The sequence below is a fragment of the Bradyrhizobium sp. 195 genome, from assembly GCF_023101665.1.
In the GTDB taxonomy this organism is placed as follows: domain Bacteria; phylum Pseudomonadota; class Alphaproteobacteria; order Rhizobiales; family Xanthobacteraceae; genus Bradyrhizobium.
The window spans coordinates 360,470-381,574 of the sequence record NZ_CP082161.1; the positions used below are offsets into that span (position 1 = coordinate 360,470).

17 protein-coding genes are annotated in these 21,105 nt (G+C 64.2%); 10 read left to right on the plus strand and 7 right to left on the minus strand.

The window, feature by feature from the left end; translation table 11 throughout:
- The first annotated feature begins 40 nt into the window (after nucleotides 1-40).
- Together IVB26_RS01630 and IVB26_RS01635 are read left to right on the plus strand one after the other, a co-directional pair.
- A complete protein-coding gene (locus IVB26_RS01630) occupies nucleotides 41-811 on the plus strand; it encodes a helix-turn-helix transcriptional regulator (protein WP_247970322.1) in 771 nt (256 codons plus the stop codon).
- Nucleotides 812-863: 52 nt separating this feature from the next.
- Nucleotides 864-2,375, plus strand: a complete 1,512-nt coding sequence (locus tag IVB26_RS01635; protein ID WP_247970323.1) for a glycosyltransferase family 2 protein — start codon at nucleotides 864-866, stop codon at nucleotides 2,373-2,375.
- Nucleotides 2,376-2,444: 69 nt separating this feature from the next.
- Here IVB26_RS01635 and IVB26_RS01640 read toward each other — a convergent pair whose 3' ends face one another.
- Both IVB26_RS01640 and IVB26_RS01645 read right to left on the minus strand, forming a co-directional pair.
- Nucleotides 2,445-3,668 (minus strand): ABC transporter substrate-binding protein, encoded by a 1,224-nt coding sequence (locus tag IVB26_RS01640; protein WP_247970324.1) that lies wholly within the window; start codon nucleotides 3,666-3,668, stop codon nucleotides 2,445-2,447.
- 75 nt (nucleotides 3,669-3,743) lie between these two features.
- Nucleotides 3,744-5,294, minus strand: coding sequence for an acyl-CoA synthetase (locus IVB26_RS01645; RefSeq protein WP_247970325.1), 1,551 nt, complete (start codon nucleotides 5,292-5,294; stop codon nucleotides 3,744-3,746).
- A gap of 234 nt (nucleotides 5,295-5,528) precedes the next feature.
- Between IVB26_RS01645 and IVB26_RS01650 the strand changes: the two genes are divergently transcribed.
- From IVB26_RS01650 to IVB26_RS01685, 8 genes are all read left to right on the plus strand, one after another.
- A complete protein-coding gene (locus tag IVB26_RS01650) occupies nucleotides 5,529-6,665 on the plus strand; it encodes an acyl-CoA dehydrogenase family protein (RefSeq protein WP_247970326.1) in 1,137 nt (378 codons plus the stop codon).
- A gap of 130 nt (nucleotides 6,666-6,795) precedes the next feature.
- A complete protein-coding gene (locus IVB26_RS01655; RefSeq protein ID WP_247970327.1) occupies nucleotides 6,796-7,962 on the plus strand; it encodes an acyl-CoA dehydrogenase family protein in 1,167 nt (388 codons plus the stop codon).
- Nucleotides 7,959-8,612: a glutathione S-transferase family protein gene (locus IVB26_RS01660; RefSeq protein ID WP_247970328.1), complete on the plus strand. Its 654-nt coding sequence runs from the start codon at nucleotides 7,959-7,961 to the stop codon at nucleotides 8,610-8,612. The genes IVB26_RS01655 and IVB26_RS01660 overlap by 4 nt, the downstream gene beginning before the upstream one ends.
- A 214-nt stretch (nucleotides 8,613-8,826) precedes the next feature.
- The gene (locus tag IVB26_RS01665) at nucleotides 8,827-9,627 is read left to right on the plus strand and encodes an AraC family transcriptional regulator (RefSeq protein ID WP_247970329.1); all 801 of its coding nucleotides are present in this window, start codon (nucleotides 8,827-8,829) and stop codon (nucleotides 9,625-9,627) included.
- A gap of 193 nt (nucleotides 9,628-9,820) precedes the next feature.
- A complete protein-coding gene (locus tag IVB26_RS01670; RefSeq protein ID WP_247970330.1) occupies nucleotides 9,821-10,687 on the plus strand; it encodes a beta-keto acid cleavage family enzyme in 867 nt (288 codons plus the stop codon).
- Nucleotides 10,688-10,828: 141 nt separating this feature from the next.
- Entirely contained in the window at nucleotides 10,829-12,445 is a 1,617-nt protein-coding gene (locus tag IVB26_RS01675) for an acyl-CoA carboxylase subunit beta (RefSeq protein WP_247970331.1), read from the plus strand.
- Nucleotides 12,442-14,442, plus strand: a complete 2,001-nt coding sequence (locus IVB26_RS01680; protein ID WP_247970332.1) for an acetyl-CoA carboxylase biotin carboxylase subunit — start codon at nucleotides 12,442-12,444, stop codon at nucleotides 14,440-14,442. Before IVB26_RS01675 ends, IVB26_RS01680 begins: the two co-directional genes overlap by 4 nt.
- Nucleotides 14,443-14,670: 228 nt before the next feature.
- Entirely contained in the window at nucleotides 14,671-15,465 is a 795-nt protein-coding gene (locus IVB26_RS01685) for a hypothetical protein (protein WP_247970333.1), read from the plus strand.
- A 94-nt stretch (nucleotides 15,466-15,559) separates the two neighbouring features.
- Here IVB26_RS01685 and IVB26_RS01690 read toward each other — a convergent pair whose 3' ends face one another.
- Genes IVB26_RS01690 through IVB26_RS01710 form a run of 5 tightly spaced genes read right to left on the minus strand, consistent with a single transcriptional unit; the run spans nucleotide 15,560 to nucleotide 21,048 of the window.
- Nucleotides 15,560-16,555 carry an ABC transporter ATP-binding protein gene (locus tag IVB26_RS01690; protein WP_247970334.1) on the minus strand — a complete coding sequence of 332 codons (996 nt, stop codon included), beginning with the start codon at nucleotides 16,553-16,555 and terminating at the stop codon, nucleotides 15,560-15,562.
- Nucleotides 16,552-17,559, minus strand: a complete 1,008-nt coding sequence (locus IVB26_RS01695; RefSeq protein WP_247973388.1) for an ABC transporter ATP-binding protein — start codon at nucleotides 17,557-17,559, stop codon at nucleotides 16,552-16,554. The genes IVB26_RS01690 and IVB26_RS01695 overlap by 4 nt, the downstream gene beginning before the upstream one ends.
- Nucleotides 17,559-18,452: an ABC transporter permease gene (locus IVB26_RS01700; RefSeq protein WP_247970335.1), complete on the minus strand. Its 894-nt coding sequence runs from the start codon at nucleotides 18,450-18,452 to the stop codon at nucleotides 17,559-17,561. Before IVB26_RS01700 ends, IVB26_RS01695 begins: the two co-directional genes overlap by 1 nt.
- 9 nt (nucleotides 18,453-18,461) lie before the next feature.
- Entirely contained in the window at nucleotides 18,462-19,409 is a 948-nt protein-coding gene (locus tag IVB26_RS01705; protein WP_247324463.1) for an ABC transporter permease, read from the minus strand.
- A gap of 40 nt (nucleotides 19,410-19,449) precedes the next feature.
- Nucleotides 19,450-21,048 carry an ABC transporter substrate-binding protein gene (locus IVB26_RS01710; protein WP_247970336.1) on the minus strand — a complete coding sequence of 533 codons (1,599 nt, stop codon included), beginning with the start codon at nucleotides 21,046-21,048 and terminating at the stop codon, nucleotides 19,450-19,452.
- Between the last annotated feature and the right edge of the window lie 57 nt (nucleotides 21,049-21,105).

Consider the following 21,105-nt stretch of genomic DNA (forward strand, 5'->3'; position numbering starts at 1 on the left):
TCCGCCCTGCTAGGATGGCGGTGCTGGAGCAGGGTTAGCGATGCAGATGCAGGATAAATCCAACGATAAGCAGCTTTCGGACGAGCAGAGCCGCGAGATTGCCGAGACCATTCGCGAGGAGCTCGCCCGACGCCGGATCTCCCGGCAGGCGCTGGCCGAGCAGGCCAAGCTCAGCCTGTCGACGCTGGAGAAGGTGCTAGGCGGCCGCAGGCCGTTCACGTTGGCGACGACGGTCCGGCTGGAGCAGGCGTTGGGCGTCTCCTTGCGCAAAAGCGTCGTCATGGTGACGTCGCCGGCCGCAAACGATGTCGCGCCCGACAGCCTCGGCTCCTATGCGCACCGTGCGGTGAGCTGGCTTGAGGACGTCTACATCACTCTGCGGCCGTCGTTCGGCGACAAGGATGCGATCTTCGCCTATCGCACCGAGATCGTCTGGGAGCCGAAAATCTCTTCGCTGGTCTTCCGCGAGGGTGATCGAACCGATGCCGCCTACGAGCATACCGGCGAGGTCGCCGTTCCCCATCAATCCGGCTTCATCTACCTCGTCATCATCAAGCATGGCCAGCATCGCGTGATCACGGTGTCGCGGCCGACGGTCGCCGGCGAGATGTACGGCATCATCTCGACGCTCCGCGCAGGCCCTGGCTCGCAGCTGACGCCGATCGCGGCGCCGATCGCCTACGTGCCGCTGAAAAACCTGCAGAAGCCCTCCTTGGGACGGGTTGGGTCCGACGATGCCAACCATGCCTTGTATCGAAAGCATCTGCGACGCACGGTAGAGGAGTCGTTCGCGCTGTTTTTGACGCTATAGTCCGCAAGAAATAGTCCTGCACCGCCCTGGCATGTGTCTATAAGGATAGACCATGCAGGACGGGCCCGGACGACACGGCGGCGGATCTCCGCTGTTCTCCATCATCATCCCGCTCGAATATCACCGCGGGCAATGGGAGCAGTCCTGGCTGGGCTGGACATCGCAGACCGCGGACAAATCCCTCTACGAAATCATCCTGGTCGTGCCGCCCGATTTTAAGGCGCGCGAGGAGCTGAAGGCGCTGGCTGGTGACGAGGCCCGTCTCGAGTTCACAGACTCCGAACACGACATCGGGCTGTGCGCGTTCGGCGCAACCAAAGCCCGCGGTAGCCATCTGTTCTTCACGGAGTCGCATTGCTGGCCCGAGCCGGGCGTGATCGAGCTGTGCATCCGCGCCATCGAGGCTCATCCCGACTGGGCCGGCTTTTCCTGCCATTCGGTCCCGATCTGCCACAATCGATTGTCCGTGGCAGAGGCTGCGATGTACCAGGCCGACATCGACTTCGGCATGAAGCAGCATCCCTGGCGTAAAGTGCTCGATCAGTGCTTCGTGACGCGGCGTGACGCCTATTGGGAATGCGGAGGCCTGCGAGAGGAGCTCGGCCATTTCGCTGAATGGGTGCTGGCTGCGACATATCACGCAAAAGGCTATGCCATTGGTTATCTGGAAGAGGCGCGCTTCCATCACTATTACGTCGGCGAGATCGGCGAGCTGAAGACGTTCACGCTCGATTTCGTTCAGGGCGAGATCCGCTATCTCGGCGAGGCACGCCGCGATCCCGGCAGCGAGCTGCTCGAAGTTCCCTTCGAATGGAGCAAGCGGAGTGATCGCGATCCTTTGCTCGCCCGCCATGCATTGAACGCGCTGGTGCGCTACAGCCTTTCGGGGCGGGGCTGGACGCGGCCCGGTGAGAAGTTACGTTTCTTCTGCCGATGGTCGGCGCCTGCGATTCTCGGCGATTTACCCGCGCGCAGCTCCGCTCGGCTGGAGGCAGCCTGGGCGCGTGGCGTACTGACTGTTTTGACATTCGCTGGATCGAGTGACGCAATCGCGCGATGGATGAGGCGATACATCGCCTCGCTGATCCGGCTCCAGAGACTCGATTGCATTCATCGCGGTGGATGGGACCACAGGTCCGTCGCCGGCCTCCCCGACGAGCATGTTCTTGCCCAAGCCGGTTTCCACGCGGTGGAGGCGTCGGCCGGGTACACCTTCCGCTGGAGCGAGCCGCAGGCGGCGGTTCGCATCAAGGGGCACCCCGGCCACAACAGGGTCTACATCCGAAGTCCCGCGCTCCGTGCGCCGCTCGAGCGCATCGGGACCTATTTCTATCTCGACGGCAGACGCGTCGATCCGGCAGCGATCACGATCGGCCGTGACAGCTACACGCTGGATATCGATCTGCCACGATCGGGCGTGGCGACGCTTGCATGGATATGCCCCGCGTTCAGGGGCCGCGACGATGCGCGATATCTGGGCCTGTCGGTCGCATCCATCGCGTTGGAACAAGAATGCGAACCGCCCCATGCGAGACATTCACAATCGGCCGTCGCGACCCCTTGAGGGCGTGTTGGCTCGCTGCAAAGCGATTGGCGGCGATGAGCGCCGCCAATCGCATATTGCGGGGTGGCGCTAGCCTCCGGTTTCCGCGCTGATGATGTCACCGAACAGTTCCCACTGGCCGGCCTTGAAACGGATCATCTTGAGCTGCTCGATCGGCGCGAAGTCGTTGGCGCCGGTGTTGATCTTGATGCCGGGGATCAGCGTATCGGGCGTAAAGTCCTTCAGGCTGGCGGCCTGCTTCATCACGTTGTCCCGTGTCAGGTCGTCGCCACATTGCTTCAAGGTTTGAACCAGCGTCTGCGCGGCGGCATAGCCGTAGACGAGGTTGGTGTCGGAGACATTGGCGCCCGGCATGTATTTGTCGATGAAGGCGAGAAACTTCTTCATGCCTTCGTCGTCCTTCCATTGCGGATCGGACGCGTCCTTCAGATAGGTCGCCGACAGCACGCCTTCCGAAGCATCGAGCCCGGCGGGCTTCATCACCGCGCCGATCGAGATCGACACGTCGGTCATGACATGCATCGGCTTCCACTCGAGCTCGGCGATTTTCTTGATCGCTTGGGCTGCGAATTTCGGTGTCGAGATGTTGACGAAGACGTTGGCGCCGGTGCCCTTCAGCTTGACGATGTGGGAATCGATCGACGGCTCGGTGGTCTCGTAGCTCTCCTCCGCCACGATCAGCGAGGACGCCTTGTCGCCGAAGATCTCCTTGATGCCGGCGACGTAGTCCTTGCCGAAATCGTCATTGGCATAGAAGATCGCGACCTTGGCGTCGGGCTTGGCCTGCAAGATGTACTTGGCGAAGATCCGCGCCTCGACCCGGTAGCTGGGCTGGAAGCCCATGGTCCAGGGAAAGCCTTTGGGGTCGTTCCATTTGCTGGCGCCGGTGGCGAGGAAGAGCTGCGGCACCTTCTTGGAATTGTGATATTTCTGCACGGCGGTCTGGGTCGGCGTGCCCAGCGCGTTGAAGACCAGGAACACCTCGTCGCTCTCGATCAGCTTGCGGACCTGCTCCACGGTCTTGGGCGGCGAGTAGCCGTCGTCATAGGAGATCCAGTTGATCTTGCGGCCGTTGATGCCGCCCTGATCGTTGATCATCTTGAAATAGGCTTCCTCGGTTTTGCCGATGATGCCGTAGGCTGAGGCGGGACCGGAATAGGCCTCGACATTGCCGATCCTGATCTCGGTATCGCTGGCGCCGGTGTCGTATTTTTTCTGCGCGGAGGCGCCTTGAACCGAGAGCAATGTCAGGGCCGTTGCCGCGGCGAGCAGGACGAGCTTCTTGTTCTTCATGGAAATTCCTTGGGGTTTCTCGTGGGATGGGGCAGGCACTTCAAAAAGAAAAGCGCCACTCAAGGGGCGCTTTGATCAGGCGTTGGCGGCTTCCTTGTCGACCTCGGAGGCCACCGAGAATTCCTTGCGCAATGTCGGCTTGTGGATCTTGCCGGTCGCGTTTCGCGGGAGCGCGTCGATGAAGCGGATTTGGCGCGGGCATTTGAAGCGCGCCAGATTGGCTGCGCAATGTGCAAAGACATCGGCGTCCGTCAGCTTGTGGCCGTGCTTGACCGCGACGATGGCAAGGCCCACCTCGCCCCATTGCGGATCCGGGATGCCGATCACGGCGGCTTCGGCGATGGCATCGAGTTGATGCAGCACGTTCTCGACCTCGGCCGGATAGACGTTCTCGCCGCCGGAGATGTACATGTCCTTCCAGCGATCGACGATGTAGTAGAAGCCGTCCTCGTCGACGCGGGTCGCATCGCCCGTGTGCAGCCAACCGTCGGTGAAGGAGGTCTTGTTCGCCTCCGGCCTGTTCCAATAGCCCGGCGTGATGTTGGGGCCCTTGACCCAGAGCTCGCCGAGTTCGCCGACATCGGCATCGCTGCCGTCGGGGCGGACGATGCGCACCTCGGTGTGCAGCACCGGCTTGCCGGCGGAGCCGGCTTTCCGCGCCGCATCCTCACGGTCGAGCACGAGCACCGCCGGCGAGGTCTCGGTCATGCCGTAGCCCTGCTGAAGCGCGACGCCGCGCGCTTCCCACACCTTGAGCAGCGGCACCGGCATCGGCGCGCCCCCGACGCCGCCGACGATGAGGCGGCTAAGGTCAGTCGTCGCGAAAGCCGGATGCTGCGCCATGAACTGGTAGATCGCGGGCACGCCGAAGAACACGTTGATGCCCTGCCCGGGATCGTTGATCAGGCCGAGCGCGGTGCCGGGATCGAAGGCGCGCATGATCATCACGGTGCCGCCGGCGTGCAGCACGGGATTGGTGTAGCAGTTGAGCCCGCCGGTGTGGAACAGCGGCAGCACGGTCAGCAGCACCGAGGATGGCCCGTTGCAGGCGGGGCCACCCAGATTGACGCAATTCCAGAACGTCATGCCATGGGTGATGGTCGCGCCCTTCGGATGCCCTGTCGTGCCTGACGTGTACATGATGGTCGAGAAATCATCGAGCGTAACTTCCTCGGCGCGATCGAGTGGCCTTGCGGCGGCGATGCCGGCCTCATAGGACCCGCCGGGGCCGAGCAGCAGGCTCGTCGCGACGCCGCAGAGCTTTGCGACGGCAAGCGCGGTCTCGGCGAGATCGGTGTCATGGATCATCACCTTCGGCGCGCAATCGGCGGTGATGAATTGAAGCTCGGGAACGGTAAGGCGGGTGTTCAGCGGCACGAAGATCGCGCCAAGGCGGCCGCAGGCGAACTGAACCTCCAGCGTATCGGTCGTATTCAGCGCCAGCACCGCGACGCGGTCGCCGCGCAAGACTTTGAGCGTGTGCCGCAGGAACGAGGCGAGGCGCGAGACGCGGGCATCAAGCTGCGCGTAGGTAAAGCGGCGCTCGCTCGCGAGGTCGATCACCGCGACCTTGTCAGGCGTGCGGCGGCCATGATGGACGATCCAGTCGTAGTAACGAACGGCCAAAGATTCCTCCCTCGGCGCACCATGCCCGGCGTGGCCCTGGGGCCAGCCGGAGTCTGTGCAGCAACGTTTTTTGCGCCAGAGTTGGCCTGCGAGCGGGGAAAATCGTCTTGCGTTGAGTTGCTAGGTAACTGCCTTGCGCGAAGCGTCCGCACCGGTCAGCCACTCCGCGCAAGTGAACCAGCAATGTTCCGGCCATGGTGGCTGAGACGAATCCGGCCGCGAGGCGAGACTGCGATGAAGAGCCCGTTCTATACCGCCGAGCACGACGCCTTCCGCGACGTGATGCGCCGCTTCGTCGAGAAGGAGATCACCCCGTTCGCCCATGAGTGGGACGAGGCCGGCGAATTCCCGCGCACGCTCTATCGCAAGGCGGCCGAGATCGGCCTGTTGGGGCTGGGATTTCCCGAGGAATATGGCGGGGTCTCCGCCGATCAGTTCATGAAGATCGTGGCCAGCCAGGAGCTGGCGCGGGCCGGCGCGGGTGGCGTCAGCGCCAGCCTGATGAGCCACACCATCGGCTCGCCGCCGATCGCGCGCGCGGCCCGTCGCGAGGTGAAGGCGCGGGTGCTGCCGCAGGTACTGTGCGGCGAGAAGATCTCGGCGCTCGCGATCACCGAACCGGGCGGGGGCTCCGACGTCGCGAACCTCAGCACGCGGGCGCGGCGCGATGGCGATCACTACGTCGTGAGCGGTGAGAAGACCTTCATCACCTCAGGGATGCGCGCCGACTATCTGACCGTTGCGGTGCGTACCGGCGGCGAAGGTGCCGGCGGCGTCAGCCTGCTCTTGATCGAGGGGGATACCCCCGGCCTGTCGCGCACCAAGCTGAAGAAGATGGGCTGGTGGGCCTCCGACACCGCGACGCTGCATTTCGACGAGTGTCGCGTGCCGGCCATAAACCTGATCGGCGAGGAGGGGCAGGGCTTCAAGATCATCATGCAGAACTTCAACAGCGAGCGCATGGGCATGGCGGCAAGCTGCACCGCCTTCGCCCGGGTCTGCCTCGACGAGGCGGTCGCCTATGCCAGGGAACGCAAGACCTTCGGCAAGCCGCTCGCGCAGCACCAGGTGATCCGTCACAAGATCGTCGACATGGCGCAGAAGGTCGCCGCATCCCAGGCGATGCTGGAGCTGCTGGCCTGGCGGCTCGAGCAGGGCGAAAGCCCCGTCGCGGAGATCTGCATGATGAAGAACCAGGCGACGCAGACCATGGCGTTCTGCGCCTCGGAAGCCGTGCAGATCTTCGGCGGCGCCGGCTTCATGCGCGGCATCAAGGCCGAACGCATCTATCGCGAGGTCAAGGTCAATGCCATCGGCGGCGGCACCGAGGAGATCATGAAGGATCTCGCCAGCCGGCAGATGGGATTGTGAATGCTCTCTCCTCGCGTCATTCCGGGGCGCGAGCGAAGCGGAGCGAGCCCGGAATCCATAACCACAAGCCGGGGTTATGGATTCCGGGCCCGCGCCAAGAGGCGCGTCCCGGAATGACGAGGCTGAGAGAATGCTGTTCACCGCCGACCACGACGACATCCGCCGCTCCCTGCAAAAATTCATCGCGAACGAGATCAACACCCATGTCGACGAATGGGAGAAGGCCGACATCTTCCCGGCGCACGAGCTGTTCAAGAAGATGGGCAGCCTCGGCTTCCTCGGCCTGAACAAGCCGGTCGAGTTCGGCGGCTCGGGCCTCGATTATTCCTATGCGCTGATGATGGCGGAGGAGCTGGGCGCCATCACCTGCGGCGGCGTGCCGATGGCGATCGGGGTGCAGACCGACATGGCGACACCGGCGCTGGCGCGGTTCGGCGCGGACGAGGTGCGGCGCGAATTTCTGGCGCCCTCGATCTCGGGTGATTTCGTCGCCTGCATCGGCGTCTCCGAGCCGGGCGCAGGCTCCGACGTGGCCTCGATCAAGACGCAGGCGCGCTCCGACGGCGACGACTACGTCATCAACGGCGGCAAGATGTGGATCACCAACGGCACCCAGGCCGACTGGATTTGCCTGCTCGCCAACACCGGTGAGGGTCCCGTTCACCGCAACAAGTCGCTGATCTGCGTGCCCATGAAGAGCGAGGGCGTCACCGTGGCCCGCAAGCTCGACAAGATGGGCATGCGCTCCTCGGACACCGCGCAGATCTTCTTCGACAATGTCCGTGTGCCCAAGCGCAACCGGATCGGCGAGGAGGGCAAGGGCTTTACCTACCAGATGATCCAGTTCCAGGAGGAGCGGCTCTGGGGCGCGGCGGCCTGCCTGAAGGCGCATGAATACATCATCGACCAGACCATCGAATACACCCGCAACCGCAAGGCTTTCGGCCAGAGCATCCTCGACAACCAGGTCGTGCATTTCAAGCTGGCGGAGATGCAGACCGAGGTCGAACTGTTGCGCGCGCTGATCTATCGCGCCGCCGAGCAGCTGGTCGCCGGCGAGGACGTGACGAGGCTCGCGACCATGGCCAAGCTGAAGGCCGGCCGGCTCGGCCGCGAGCTCACCGACGCCTGCTTGCAATATTGGGGCGGAATGGGCTTTACCAACGAGACGCCGGTCAGCCGCGCTTATCGCGACAGCCGCCTGACCTCAATCGGTGGCGGCGCCGACGAGGTCATGCTGATGGTCCTGTGCAAGATGATGGGCACGCTGCCGGGTAGCAAAGGGAATGCATCATGATCACGCTCTATCATTGCGAGGCTGCGCGCTCGTTCCGTCCGCTCTGGATGCTGGAGGAGATGGGGCTGCCCTATGAACTGAAGATGTTGCCGTTCCCGCCGCGGGTTTTCGCCAAGGAATATCTCGCACTCAATCCGCTCGGCACGATTCCCTTCATGGTCGACGGCGAGACGAAGATGACGGAGTCCTCCGGCATCTGCCACTATCTCGGCGTCAAATATGGTCCGACGCCTTTGATGGTCGGCCCCGAGGACCTCGCTTATGGCGCCTTTCTGAACTGGATGTATTTCAGCGACGCCACGTTAACCTTCCCGCAAACGCTGGTGCTCCGCTACAGCCAGCACGAGCCGGATCAGCGGGACAACAAGGTCGTGGGCGACTATGCGAAGTGGTTCCTGGGGCGGCTGCGCGCCGTTGAGGCAGCGACGGCAAATGCCGATACATTGTGCGCGGGCCGCTTCACCGCGGCCGATATCGTGATCGGTTACGCGCTCCGGCTTGCCGGAACCACCGGGCTGGCGAAGGATTTCGGGCCAAATGTCGCAGCCTATTGGGCGCGATTGCAGCAGCGCGACGGCTTCAAGCGTGCGGTTGCTGCGGAGCAAAAGGCCGGCGTCGAGCAGAATGTTGCGTCGCGCGTGAGGGCGTAACGGGGGCCGTCATTCCGGGGTGATGCAAAGCATCGAACTCTGGCGCGCCGTTGCGCCCCGAGAAGTCTCGAGGTTCCGGGGCGGTCCTGCAGACCGCTCCCGGAATGACAGCGCTTGTTTTCATGACAGCGCTATCCCGTCGTGACAGCGCCCAAATTTCCGCTAAGGTGACCCCCGTCCGCAGCGGCCTGAGAGCCGCGCGAGGAGGATCCCCATGGAAGATAAAGGTCGCGAATCCGACCATCTGATGCTGATCACGCCGGAGCGGGTGTTTTATGCCGGCCTGCTCGGCCGCCCTCGCAAGCGGACCCCCGGGTGCTGCCATGTCTATGTCGCGGTGAAGGGCAGCCTGCACCTGACGATCGATGACGTCCACACGTCGGACGAGCTGATCGTGACCCTGCCGAACCAGCGGCACACCATCGCCAGTGACTATCGCAGCGTCATCAGCGTGACGCTGGAGCCGGAAAGCATGCCGGATGGCATGATCGAAGTCCTGGCCGAGCGGCTGCGCGGTCCGGACAAGGCCGCCTATGCCCGCAAGATCCTGGCCGCCTACGCGTTGCTGCGTCAGCGCCGCTATGGCGACATCACCACCGCTGAATTCGACGAGATGTGCTTTGGCGAGGCGCTGCCGCGCCGCGAGCTCGATCCGCGAGTGACCCGCGCCGTCGCCCGCATCGGGCGTTTCTCCGGCGAACCGGTGACGGCCGACACCTGCGCGGCGGAAGCAGGGCTCTCGGCGTCGCGGTTCCTGCATCTGTTCAAGGAAGAGACCGGCATCTCCTTCCGCTCCTTCCGCGCCTGGAAGCGTGCGCGCCATTTGCTGCACTTCGCCAACCAGGACCTCAACCTCGCCCATCTCGCGCAGGACATCGGCTATCCCGATTCCACGCATTTCAGCCACTCGATCCGCCGCTTCTACGGATTGAAACCGCGCGCGATCTTCGTCGGCTCACGCGACCTTGCGATCTACCGCAGCACCGAGACGGTGCGGCTCGCGGAGGCTTCGTAGCTTTCGTAGGGTGGATTAGCCAAAGGCGTAATCCACCGCTTCTACATCCGCGGTGAGGGAAGTTGGTGGTTACGCCTTCGGCTAACCCACCCTACAATTCGTTGTTTTCTTCAGCTTCTCCGCGCAAGAAGCCGCATGCCACCCATCACATGATCGCAATCGTTGAATTCTCAACGTGCGAGACATTTTTGGCATGAGCGACAAGGCCGTCATCACCTGCGCGCTGAACGGCGTGCTCACCGACCCGAAGCAGCACAACGTGCCCGTGACGCCCGAAGAGATGGCGCGGGAGGCCAAGGCTGCGTTCGATGCCGGCGCGTCCATCATGCACATTCATCTGCGCCAGCAGGCGCCGAACAAGGGGCACCTGCCGTCCTGGGAGGTGAATGTCAGCCGGGAGATCCAGCAGGCGATTCGCGAAGCCTGTCCCGGCGTGATCATCAATCATACCTCGGGCGTCTCGGGTCCGAACTACTCAGGCGCGCTCGATTGTATCCGGGAGACCAAGCCCGAGATCGCCGCCTGCAACGCCGGCTCGCTGAATTACCTGAAGGTGAAGGCCGACAATACCTGGGCCTGGCCGCCGATGATGTTCGACAACGCGGTCGAGAAGGTGAAGGACTATCTCGACGTCATGAACGAGGTTGGCACCATCCCCGAGTTCGAGTGTTTCGACGTCGGCATCGTCCGCTGCGTCGGCATGTACCGCCAGGTCGGCATGTACAAGGGGCCGCTCGAATATAATTTTGTGATGGGCGTCGCTTCGGGAATGCCGTCGGATCCGGAGTTGCTCCCGATCCTGATCAAGCTGAAGCGTCCCGAGGCGCATTTCCAGGTCACCGCCATCGGCCGCGAGGAGATCTGGCCGCTGCACCAGCGCTGCGCCGAGCTCGGCGGTCATTTGCGCACCGGTCTCGAAGACGCCTTCTATCTCGCCGACGGCAAGAAGGTGACATCGAACGGCCAGCTGATCGAGGCCATCGCCGCCTGTGCCCGCCGCGCCGGCCGCGAGATCGCGAGCCCCGCCGAGGCAAGGAAGATCTTTGGGACGAATCGCTGAGCGCAACCACACCCGTCATTGCGACGAAGCGAAGCAATCCAGAATCTCTCCACGGATGCAGTCTGGATTGCTTCGTCGCCTGCGCAAGATGGCTTCGCAATTTTGTCGCGGGCTCCTCGCAATGACGGATAGGATAGAGTTATGTCTGTCATCGAAAACACCATCTCCCCCGGCAGCGCCGCCTACCAGGCCAACCGTGACGGCATGCTCGGCCTGATCGACCGCATGCGCGCGCTGGAAGAGCGCACGCGTGCGGCGTCGGCGGCGGCCAAGGACCGTTTCCACAAGCGCGGGCAGCTGCTGCCGCGCGAGCGCGTCGCCCTGGTGCTCGATCCCGGCGCGCCTTTCATCGAGCTGTCCACGCTCGCCGGTTACATGTTCGACGTGCCCGATGCCGCCAAGAGCGTGCCCGGCGGCGGCGTCATCGCTGGCATCGGTTTCGTCTCGGGTATCCGTTGCATGGTCAGCGCCAACGACGCCGGCATCGATGCCGGTGCGCTGCAGCCTTACGGTCTCGACAAGACGCTGCGGGTGCAGGAGCTCGCGCTCGAGAACAAGCTGCCTTATGTCCAGCTCGTCGAAAGCGCCGGCGCCAATCTGCTGCGCTACCGCGTCGAGGACTTTGTCCGCGGCGGCAACATCTTTCGCAATCTCGCGCGGCTCTCGGCGGCAGGCCTGCCCGTCGTCACCGTCACGCATGGCTCTTCGACCGCCGGCGGCGCCTATCAGACCGGCCTGTCGGACTACATCGTCATGGTGCGCGGCCGCACGCGTGCTTTCCTTGCGGGGCCGCCGCTGCTGAAGGCCGCGACCGGCGAGATCGCGACCGAGGAAGAGCTCGGCGGCGCCGAGATGCACACGCAAGTGTCCGGACTCGGCGACTACCTCGCCGAAGACGATCGCGATGCGCTTCGCATCGCGCGCGAGATCATGGCGGCAATGGAATGGGAACGTCCAGGCAAGGCGGCTCCGCGATTCGAGCCGCCGCGCTACGACCAGGACGAGCTGCTCGGCATCATGCCGATGGACCACAAGCGCACCGTGGACATGCGCCAAGTGATCGCGCGCATCGTCGACGATTCCGATTTCACCGAGATGGCGCCGAACTATGGGCCCGCCACCGTCTGCGGTCATGCCCGCATCGAGGGGCAGGCGATCGGTATCATCACCAATAACGGCCCGCTCGATCCCGCCGGCGCCAACAAGGCGACGCATTTCATTCAGGCCTGCTGCCAGACCCGCACGCCGCTGCTCTATCTCAACAACACCACAGGTTACATGGTCGGCAAAGCCTACGAAGAAGCCGGCATGATCAAGCACGGCTCGAAGATGATCCAGGCGGTGACGTCGGCCACCGTGCCTCAGATCACCATCTATTGCGGCGCCTCCTTCGGGGCCGGCAATTACGGCATGTGCGGCCGCGGCTTTCATCCGCGCTTCTGCTTCTCCTGGCCCAACGCCAAGACCGCGGTCATGGGCGGCGAGCAGGCGGCTGAAACCATGGCGATCGTGACCGAGGCCGCCGCCGCGCGGCGCGGCAAGCCGATCGAGAAAGACAAGCTCGATGCCATGAAGGCACAGATCATCGGCGTGTTCGACGGCCAGATGGACGTGTTCTCGACCAGTGCGCGCGTGCTCGACGACGGCGTGATCGATCCGCGCGACACCCGCGCGGTGCTATCCGAAGTGCTCGCGATCTGCCGCGAGGGCGATGCGCGCACGCCCCAGCGCATGCAGTTTTCGGTGGCCCGCCCATGAGGAACGGATCAGTGCAGCACCGGCCATTCTTCAAGGTTTTGGTCGCCAATCGCGGCGAGATCGCGCTCCGCGTGATGCGCAGTGCGCGACAGCTCGGCCTCGGCGTCGTCGCGGTCTATTCGGATGCCGATCGCGACGCTATCCACGTCAAGCAAGCCGATCAGGCCGTGCGCATCGGCGAAGCCTTGCCGGCGCAATCCTATCTCAACATCCCCGCGATCGTCGCCGCCGCCAAGGCAAGCGGCGCGGACGCCGTTCATCCCGGCTACGGCTTCCTCGCCGAGAACGAAGACTTCGCGCAAGCCTGCAAAGATGCCGGCCTCGTCTTCATCGGCCCGTCGCCGCAGGCGATCGAGGCGATGGGCAACAAGGCCGGCGCCAAGGAGATCATGAAAAAGGCCGGCGTTCCCGTCGTGCCCGGCTATCAGGGCGCCGATCAGGGCGACGAAGTCATGCTGGCCGAGGCCAGGAAGATCGGCTTCCCCGTGATGATCAAGGCCGTCGCCGGCGGCGGCGGACGTGGCATGCGGCTGGTGACGGACGCTGCATCCTTCACGGATGCGCTGCGCAGCGCGAGGTCGGAGGCCAAGGCGGCGTTCGGTGACCCCACCGTGATCCTCGAACGCGCCATCCAGAACCCGCGCCACATCGAGATTCAGGTGTTCGGCGACGGCCACGGCAATGCCATCCATCTCGGCGAGCGCGATTGCTCGGTGCAGCGGCGGCACCAGAAGCTGATCGAGGAGGCGCCGTCGCCGGCCGTGACGTCCGAGCTACGCGCCAGGATGGGCGAGGTCGCCGTCGCTGCCGTCAAGGCGCTGCGCTACGAGGGCGCCGGTACGCTGGAATTCCTGCTCGATGCGAGCGGCGAGTTCTACTTCATGGAGATGAACACGCGGCTCCAGGTGGAGCATCCCGTGACCGAGGCGATCACCGGGCTCGATCTCGTCGAGCTGCAGCTGCGCGTCGCACGCGGCGAGGCGCTGCCGGTGAAGCAGCAGGACATCAAGTTCTCAGGCCACGCCATCGAGGTGCGGCTCTGCTCGGAAGATGCCGAGCACGACTTCATGCCGCAATCGGGCCGCATGGCGCGCTGGCATGTGCCTGAAAGCATCCGTGTCGAGCACGCGCTGCAATCGGGTTCGGAGATCCCGCCGTTCTACGATTCCATGATCGCCAAGGTGATCAGCCATGGCGCCACGCGCGAGGAGGCGAGGGGGCGGCTGATCGTCGGCCTGGAGCAGCTCACCGCTTTCGGCGTGACCACCAACCAGTCCTTCCTGCTGTCGTGTCTGCGTCATTCCGGCTTTGCCGGGGGCGAGGCGACGACGGCCTTCATCGGCGCACACCGCGACGAACTGTTGGCGCCCCCTATGGACGCTGCATTCGATACGGCGCTGGCTGGCCTGCTGCTCTACGTCACCAATCCGCGCGCGCCTTCGTGGCGGACGGGCCGGAGCCTCGCGGCGACGTTTCCTTTGCCTGCGAAAGTCGAGATCGCAGGCCACGCGCATGAGCTCGAAGTCACCCGCGAACGCGACGGCAGCTACGCCGTCGCCATCGATGGCAGGCAGGACAGATTTGAGATCGACCAGCTCGATGCCGACGCCATCCGCTTCCGCCATGATGGCGTGATGGACAGCGCAAAGTTTCTGCGCGACGGCGATCGGCTCTATCTCCAGCACCGCGGTATCCCGCTCGCGGTGACTGACCTGACCCTCGCCGCGCCGAAGGCCGCCACGGCCAACGGCGGCGATGGCAAGGTGCGCGCCGCCATGAACGGCCGCGTCGTCGCCGTCCTGGTCAAGCCGGGCGATCGCGTCACCGCCGGCCAGCCGGTGCTGACGCTGGAAGCGATGAAGATGGAGCACGTCCACAAAGCCGGCATCGACGGCGTCATCGCCGCAATCGACGTCGCCGAAGGCGAGCAGGTGACCACGGGGCGGATCGTCGCGGAGATCGGGGCAAAGTCGGCGCCGCCAGCTCCGCAATCGTAGGGTGGGCAAAGGCGCATCGCGCCGCCCATCGATCGTTTCGATTGGCATAGGGATGGTGGGCACGCTTCGCTTTGCCCACCCTACAACACCAGCCTTGGCGCAACCTCTGAAAACTGAATGATTTCAACGTCATTTCGGTCGAGGCGTAGCTGCCTCAAACTTCCTTTGAACATCGTTCAATTTACGGCTACTAATTGTGAACAAAGTTCAATCATCTTGGAGGCCTTCATGTTGCACGCAACACATTCCGCCCGAGACGCCACGCGCCCCTCAGAGTCCCCGCGACCGTCGTTCCCTCCCCTCCAGACGCGCGAAAAATATCTGATCGCCGCGCTGCTCGCCCTGGCGCTGGCGGCGCTCTTCGCTCCCCCGCTACCCGCTGCCGCCTGGCACATTCCCCATTTCGTCGACGGCCGCGCCTGGCTCGGCATACCGAACGCCGGCGACGTGCTGAGCAATCTTGCCTTCCTCGCGATGGGTGTTTGGGGCTCGGAGCGGCTGCGCGCCCGGCATGATGCGCCCGTCGGTGCAAGCTGGCTCTTCGTGGGGCTGATCCTCACGTGCCTGGGCTCGGGCTTCTATCATCTGGACCCCGACGTGCCGCAGCGGCTGGTCGCCGATCGTCTCGGCATGGCGGTTGCGTTTGCGGGCTTTCTCGGTATCGCAGCCAGTGAGCGCGTCAGCGTGCGCGCCGGTGAAGCCGTGCTGGTGCTGATGATGATCGCGGGTCTGCTAGCTGCCTGGGTGGCGCGCGAGAATCTCACACCGTGGGTGGTCGTGCAGTATGGCGGCATGGCGCTGGCCGTGAGCCTGGCGTTGACGCGGCCCCGCTCCGGCGTGCTCGGCGTGCCGCTCGGCGGCGTGATCTTCTTCTATGCGCTGGCCAAGGTTTTCGAACTCGGTGACGCCGTCATTTTCGAAGCGACCGGCCACATCGTCTCGGGCCATACGCTCAAGCATCTCGCCGCCGCGCTGGCGGCCTGGCCGGTGATCAGCACACTCCGTGATCGTAGGGCGGATTAGCCAGCGACCTCGCGAAGCGCGGTCCGCTGGCGTAATCCACCACTTCTGTTTCCGCGGCTACAGACGGTGGTGGGTTACGCTTCGCTAACCCACCCTACGCGATCGCGTTATTCCGCCCCGTGCCCTCGTTGAGCAAGCACGCCACCTGATGCCCGTCGCCCGCATCCAACAGCGCCGGCCGCTCCGTCTTGCAACGCTCCATCGCAAACCGGCAGCGGGTGTGAAATGCACAGCCCGAGGGCGGATTGACCGGGCTTGGCACGTCGCCGTCAACCAATGGCGCAAGCTTCTTCGCCAGCGGATTGGCGACCGGGACGGAGGCGAGCAGCGCCTGTGTGTACGGATGGCGCGGATTGCGGAACAGCTCGTCCTTGCCGGCGATCTCGACGATGCGGCCGAGATACATCACGGCGACGCGGTGGCTGATATGGGCGACCACGGCGAGGTCGTGCGCGATGAAGAGGTAGGAGAAGCCGTGCTGCCGTTGCAGGTCGATCAACAGATTGATCACCTGCGCCTGGATCGAGACGTCGAGCGCGGAGACCGGCTCGTCGCAAATGATCAGGCGCGGCTCCAGCGCCAGCGCCCGCGCAATGCAGATACGTTGACGCTGGCCGCCGGAGAATTGATGCGGGAAATTGCCCATCTGGTCGGGCCGCAAGCCCACCTGCTCGAACAGCCTTGCGACCCGAGCATCCAGCGCCTTGCCGGTGGCGAGCCCGTGCACGGCGAGCGGCTCGCCGACGATGTCGCCCGCGGTCATGCGTGGATTGAGCGAGGCAAACGGGTCCTGAAACACGATCTGCATGGAGCGGCGGTGAGGGCGCAGTGCCGACTTGGACAAATGGGTGATGTCCTCACCATCGAGGCGAATCTGGCCCGAGGTCGGCTCCACCAGCCTCAGCACGCTGCGCGCCACCGTCGACTTGCCGCAGCCGGACTCGCCGACGAGCCCAAGCGTCTCGCCGGCACCAAGGGAGAACGAGACGCCGTCGACCGAGTGCACGGTGCCAACCTGTCGCCGCAGCACGCCGGCGCGCACCGGGTAATGCTTCCTGAGATCGGTGACCTCGAGCAGTGCCTTGGTCATGCTACCTCCGCAACTTCTTCCGCGCGCCAGCAGGCGGCGAGATGGCCGCCGCCCCAATCCGCAAGCGGCGGGTATTCGGCCTCGCAGCGTTTGATCGCTAGCTTGCAGCGCGGCGCGAAGGCGCACCCCTTCGGCAACCGGACCAGCGACGGCACGGTGCCGGGAATTTCGTTCAGTCGCGCCTGCGCGGGAACGCCGGAGGCGGGCACGGCCGGGATCGAGGCCATCAGCCCCCGCGTGTAGGGATGCTTTGGCGAGGCGAACAGCGCCTCGACGCTGGCCTCCTCGACCTTCCGCCCCGCATACATCACGATCACGCGCTGCGCCGTCTGCGCGACGACGCCGAGATCATGCGTGATCAGCACGAGTCCGGTGCCGAGCTCCTTCTGCAGGTCGAGGATCAGCGCCAGGATCTGCGCCTGGATGGTGACGTCGAGTGCGGTGGTCGGCTCGTCCGCAATCAGCAGCGCCGGCCGGCAGGCCAGCGCCATGGCGATCATCGCGCGCTGGCGCATGCCGCCGGACAGCTGGTGCGGATACTCGCCCGCACGCCGCGCCGGCTCCGGGATACGCACCAGGCGGAGCATCTCGACGGCGATATTCCGGGCCTCTTTGGCCGAGATATTCCGGTGCAACCGCACGGCCTCGACGATCTGGTCGCCGATCCGCATCACCGGATTGAGCGATGTCATCGGCTCCTGGAAGATCATGGAGATGTGGTTGCCCCTGACAGCGCGCATCTCCGCTTCGTCCAGCGCCAGCAGATCGGTGCCTTCCAGCGTGACGGAGCCGCCGACGATGCGGCCGGGCGGATCCGGCACGAGCCGCATCAGCGAGAGCGCGGTGACGCTCTTGCCGCAGCCGGATTCGCCGACAATCGCCAGCGTCTCGCCGCGCTTCACGCTGAACGAGAGATCGTCCACCGCCTTGAACAGGCCGGAATTGGTGAAGAACACCGTCTTCAGGTTCTTCACCTCGAGCACGAGATCGGATTTGTCCGCCATCATCCGCGTTGCCTCGGGTCCAGGATGTCGCGCAGGGCGTCACCGAACAGATTGGCGCCGAACACGGCGAGGCTGATGGCGATGCCCGGGAAGATCACGAGCCAGGGCGCGGTGCGCACATATTCGGCGGCGGACTCCGAGAGCATGCGGCCCCATGACGGATAAGGCTCGGGTATGCCGAGGCCGAGGAAGGAGAGCGAGGCTTCGGTGAGGATGGTCGAGCCGAGCTGGGCGGTTGCGAGCACGATCAGCGGCGCCAGCGTGTTCGGAAGCACATGGCGGAGCGCAATGCGGACCTCGCTCATGCCGATCGACTTGGCGGCTTCAACGAAGGGCTGCTCGCGCAGCGCCAGGGTGTTGGCACGGGTGACGCGCGACACGGTCGGGATCAACGGAATGGCGATGGCGATGATGACGTTCGGCAGGGACGGGCCGAGAGCTGCCGTCATGATCAAGGCGAGGACCAGCAGCGGCAGCGCCTGAAGAACGTCGGAAACGCGCTGGAATATGAGGTCGACCCAGCCGGACAGATAGCCTGATGTCAGCCCGACGATGACGCCGATGGCGCCCCCGAGCGCGGTCGAGCCGATGCCGACGGCCAGCGAAATGCGCGCGCCGTGGATGATGCGGCTGAACACGTCGCGGCCGAACGAGTCGGTTCCCATCCAGTGCGCCAGGCTCGGCCGGGCCAGCGCGCGCGCGGAATCGACCGTCAGCGGATCATAGCGCGCGATGAAGTCGGCAAAGATCGCGGTGAGCACGAACACAGTCATGATGGCGAGCCCGGCCGCGCCGAGCACGTGCCGCTGCGCCAAAAACAGCACGCGTCGCCAGCCGCCGGTCGCATGCGCGCCGGCCCGCCGTAGTTCGAGATCGTAGTCGATCGCGGCCAAGCTGGTCTCCTAGTCCGTGTACCTGATACGCGGGTCGAACACCGCGTACAGCATGTCGACGATGAAATTCGCGCTCACCACCACGACGGCGATCAGCATCACGAGATTCTGCACGATCGGATAGTCGCGCCAGCGGATCGCCTCGACCAGGAAGCGGGCGACGCCGGGGATGTTGAACACGGTTTCGGTGACGATCAGGCCGCCGATCAGGAACGCCGCCTCGATGCCGATCACGGTGATGACGGGCAGGATCGCGTTCTTCAGCGCGTGGTGATAGTTCACCGCGGTGTCGGAGGCACCCTTGGCACGCGCCGTGCGGATGTAGTCCTGCCGCAGCACTTCCAGCATCGAGGAGCGGGTGATGCGCATGGTCAGCGCCGCGCTGCGGAAGCCGACCGCTGCCGCCGGCACGGCGTAGGTTGCGAACGCCTCGAGCCAGGTCTGCGGATTGGGATTGAAGATCGGCATCTGGCCGAACATCGCCACCGACGCGGTGAGGATCAAAAGGCCCAGCCAGAACGAAGGCAGCGACAAGCCGCTGAGGCTGACGACGCGGAGCGCGTAGTCGAGCCGTGTGCCCTGCTTCACGGCGCTGATGACGCCGAGGGGAATGCCGATCGAGGCCGAGAACAACAGCGCCAGGCCGGCGAGCCGCGCCGTGATCGGGATCCGCGGCAATATCTCCTGCAGCGCCGGCTTCTCGGAGACGTAGGAGTAGCCGAAATCACCGCGCAGGAAGCCGCTGATCCAGTGCCAATATTGCACGATCAGCGGCTGGTCGATCCCGAGCTCCTTCTCCAGATTGGCCTTGTCGGCGGGATCGACATAGCCGGCGGCGGCGAACAGGATGTCGACGATATTGCCGGGCACGATACGCAGCAGGAGGAAGATGACGATCGAGATCCCGAACAGGGTCACGAGCATCAGGAACAGGCGTCGCACCAGATAGGCAAACATCCTTCGCCCTCCGCGAGCCGCTAGTCTTCAGCCTGAGGCGCTACTTGTCGAGCCACACATCCTCGTAGCGAAAGCCGTTATAGGAGCTGTTCGACATGATCGTGATGCCCTTGACGTAGGGCTGCCAGCACGTGCCCGCCCGCGCGTGAAAGATGATCGGACGGGCGACATCCTCCTGCAGCTTCTTGTCGATATCCCAGACCAGCGGCTTGCGCTTGCTGACGTCGGTCTCCTGCGACTGTACGTCGAACAGCTTCTCGATCTCCTTGTTGCAGTAATTGGTGTAATTCCGTTCCGAGCCGCAAGAATAGTTTTCGTAGAAGGACTGGTCGGGATCGTCGACCGAATTGCCGGTCAGATTGAGGCCGAGCATGTAGTCCTTGCGCGCGACCTTCGGGAACCAGTTCGCGGTTTCCACGACGTCGAGCTCGCCGTCGATATAGATGCTCTTGAGCTGGTCGATCAGGATCACGGCGGGATCGCGATATTCCGCGATATTGCGCGTCGAGACCTTCACCGCGAGATGCTTGTCGGGACCGTAGCCCGCCTTCTGCATCAGCTTCTTCGCTTCCTCCCGGTTCGCATTCACGTTCCGGCCGTAGCCCGGAATGGTCTCCAGCTTGTCCTTGGGCATGCCCCAGATGCCTTGAGGCGGCGGCAGCATGGTGCCGCCGATGTCGGCCTGACCTTCGAACAGGATGTCGACGAAGGCCTTGCGGTCGAGTGCAAGCGCCACCGCCCGGCGAATATCGACATTGTCGAACGGCGCGGAGGTCGAATTGACGATGATGTTGGTCGAAACGTTGGTCGGTTCGACCGCGCAGACCGCGTTCGGCGCCTGCGACTTGATGTCCTTCAGGAGCGGGATCGTGATGTGCGTTGGGAAGGTCATGTCGAACTTGCCGGCGACGAAAGCGAGAATCGCCGTCGAGCGGTTCGGGATGATCGTGTACTCGATGCCGTCGAGATGGGGCAGGCCCTTCTTCCAATAGTCGGGATTTCGCGTCAGCTTGATCGATTCATTGGCCTTGAACTCGACGAACTTGAACGGTCCGGTCCCGATCGGATGGGTGCGCATGTCCGCCGGCGAGACGTGGCAGGGATAGACCGGCGTATAGCCGGACGCGAGCATCGCCAGCAGCGAGGGCTGTGGCCGTTTCAGGTCGAAGGAGACCTCGAAATCGCCGTTCGTCGTGATCTCGTTGACTTCGCTGTACCAGGCCTTGCGTGGATTCTGCCGCAGCTTCTGCTGCGATTTGCCCATCAGCAGATCGAAGCTGCACTTGACGTCGGCCGATGTGAACGGCTTGCCGTCGTGCCATTTGACGCCCTGGCGCAGCTTGAACGTCAGCTTCTTGTTGTCGCTGCTCCAGGACCAGCTTTCGGCGAGCTCGGGCCGGAGCGTATCGGGACTGTTCTGCGCGATATGCTGGTCATAAATGACGAGATTATTGAAAACCCCCATGAACGGCACGTTGACCGAATAGGTCGCGCCTTCGAGAATGGATGCGTTGGCCGGACTGTCGCGGTGATACATCCGCAAGGTCCCGCCCTGCTTGGGCTCGCCTGCGAGCGTGGCGGTTGAGGCCGTCAGCACAGATAGCGTCGCCATCGCGGCGAGCGCCCACACGCTCCGCATGCTCATCCTCCCTGGACACCGGCCTTTGCGGCCTGTTTGTCAGACGATAGCACGCAA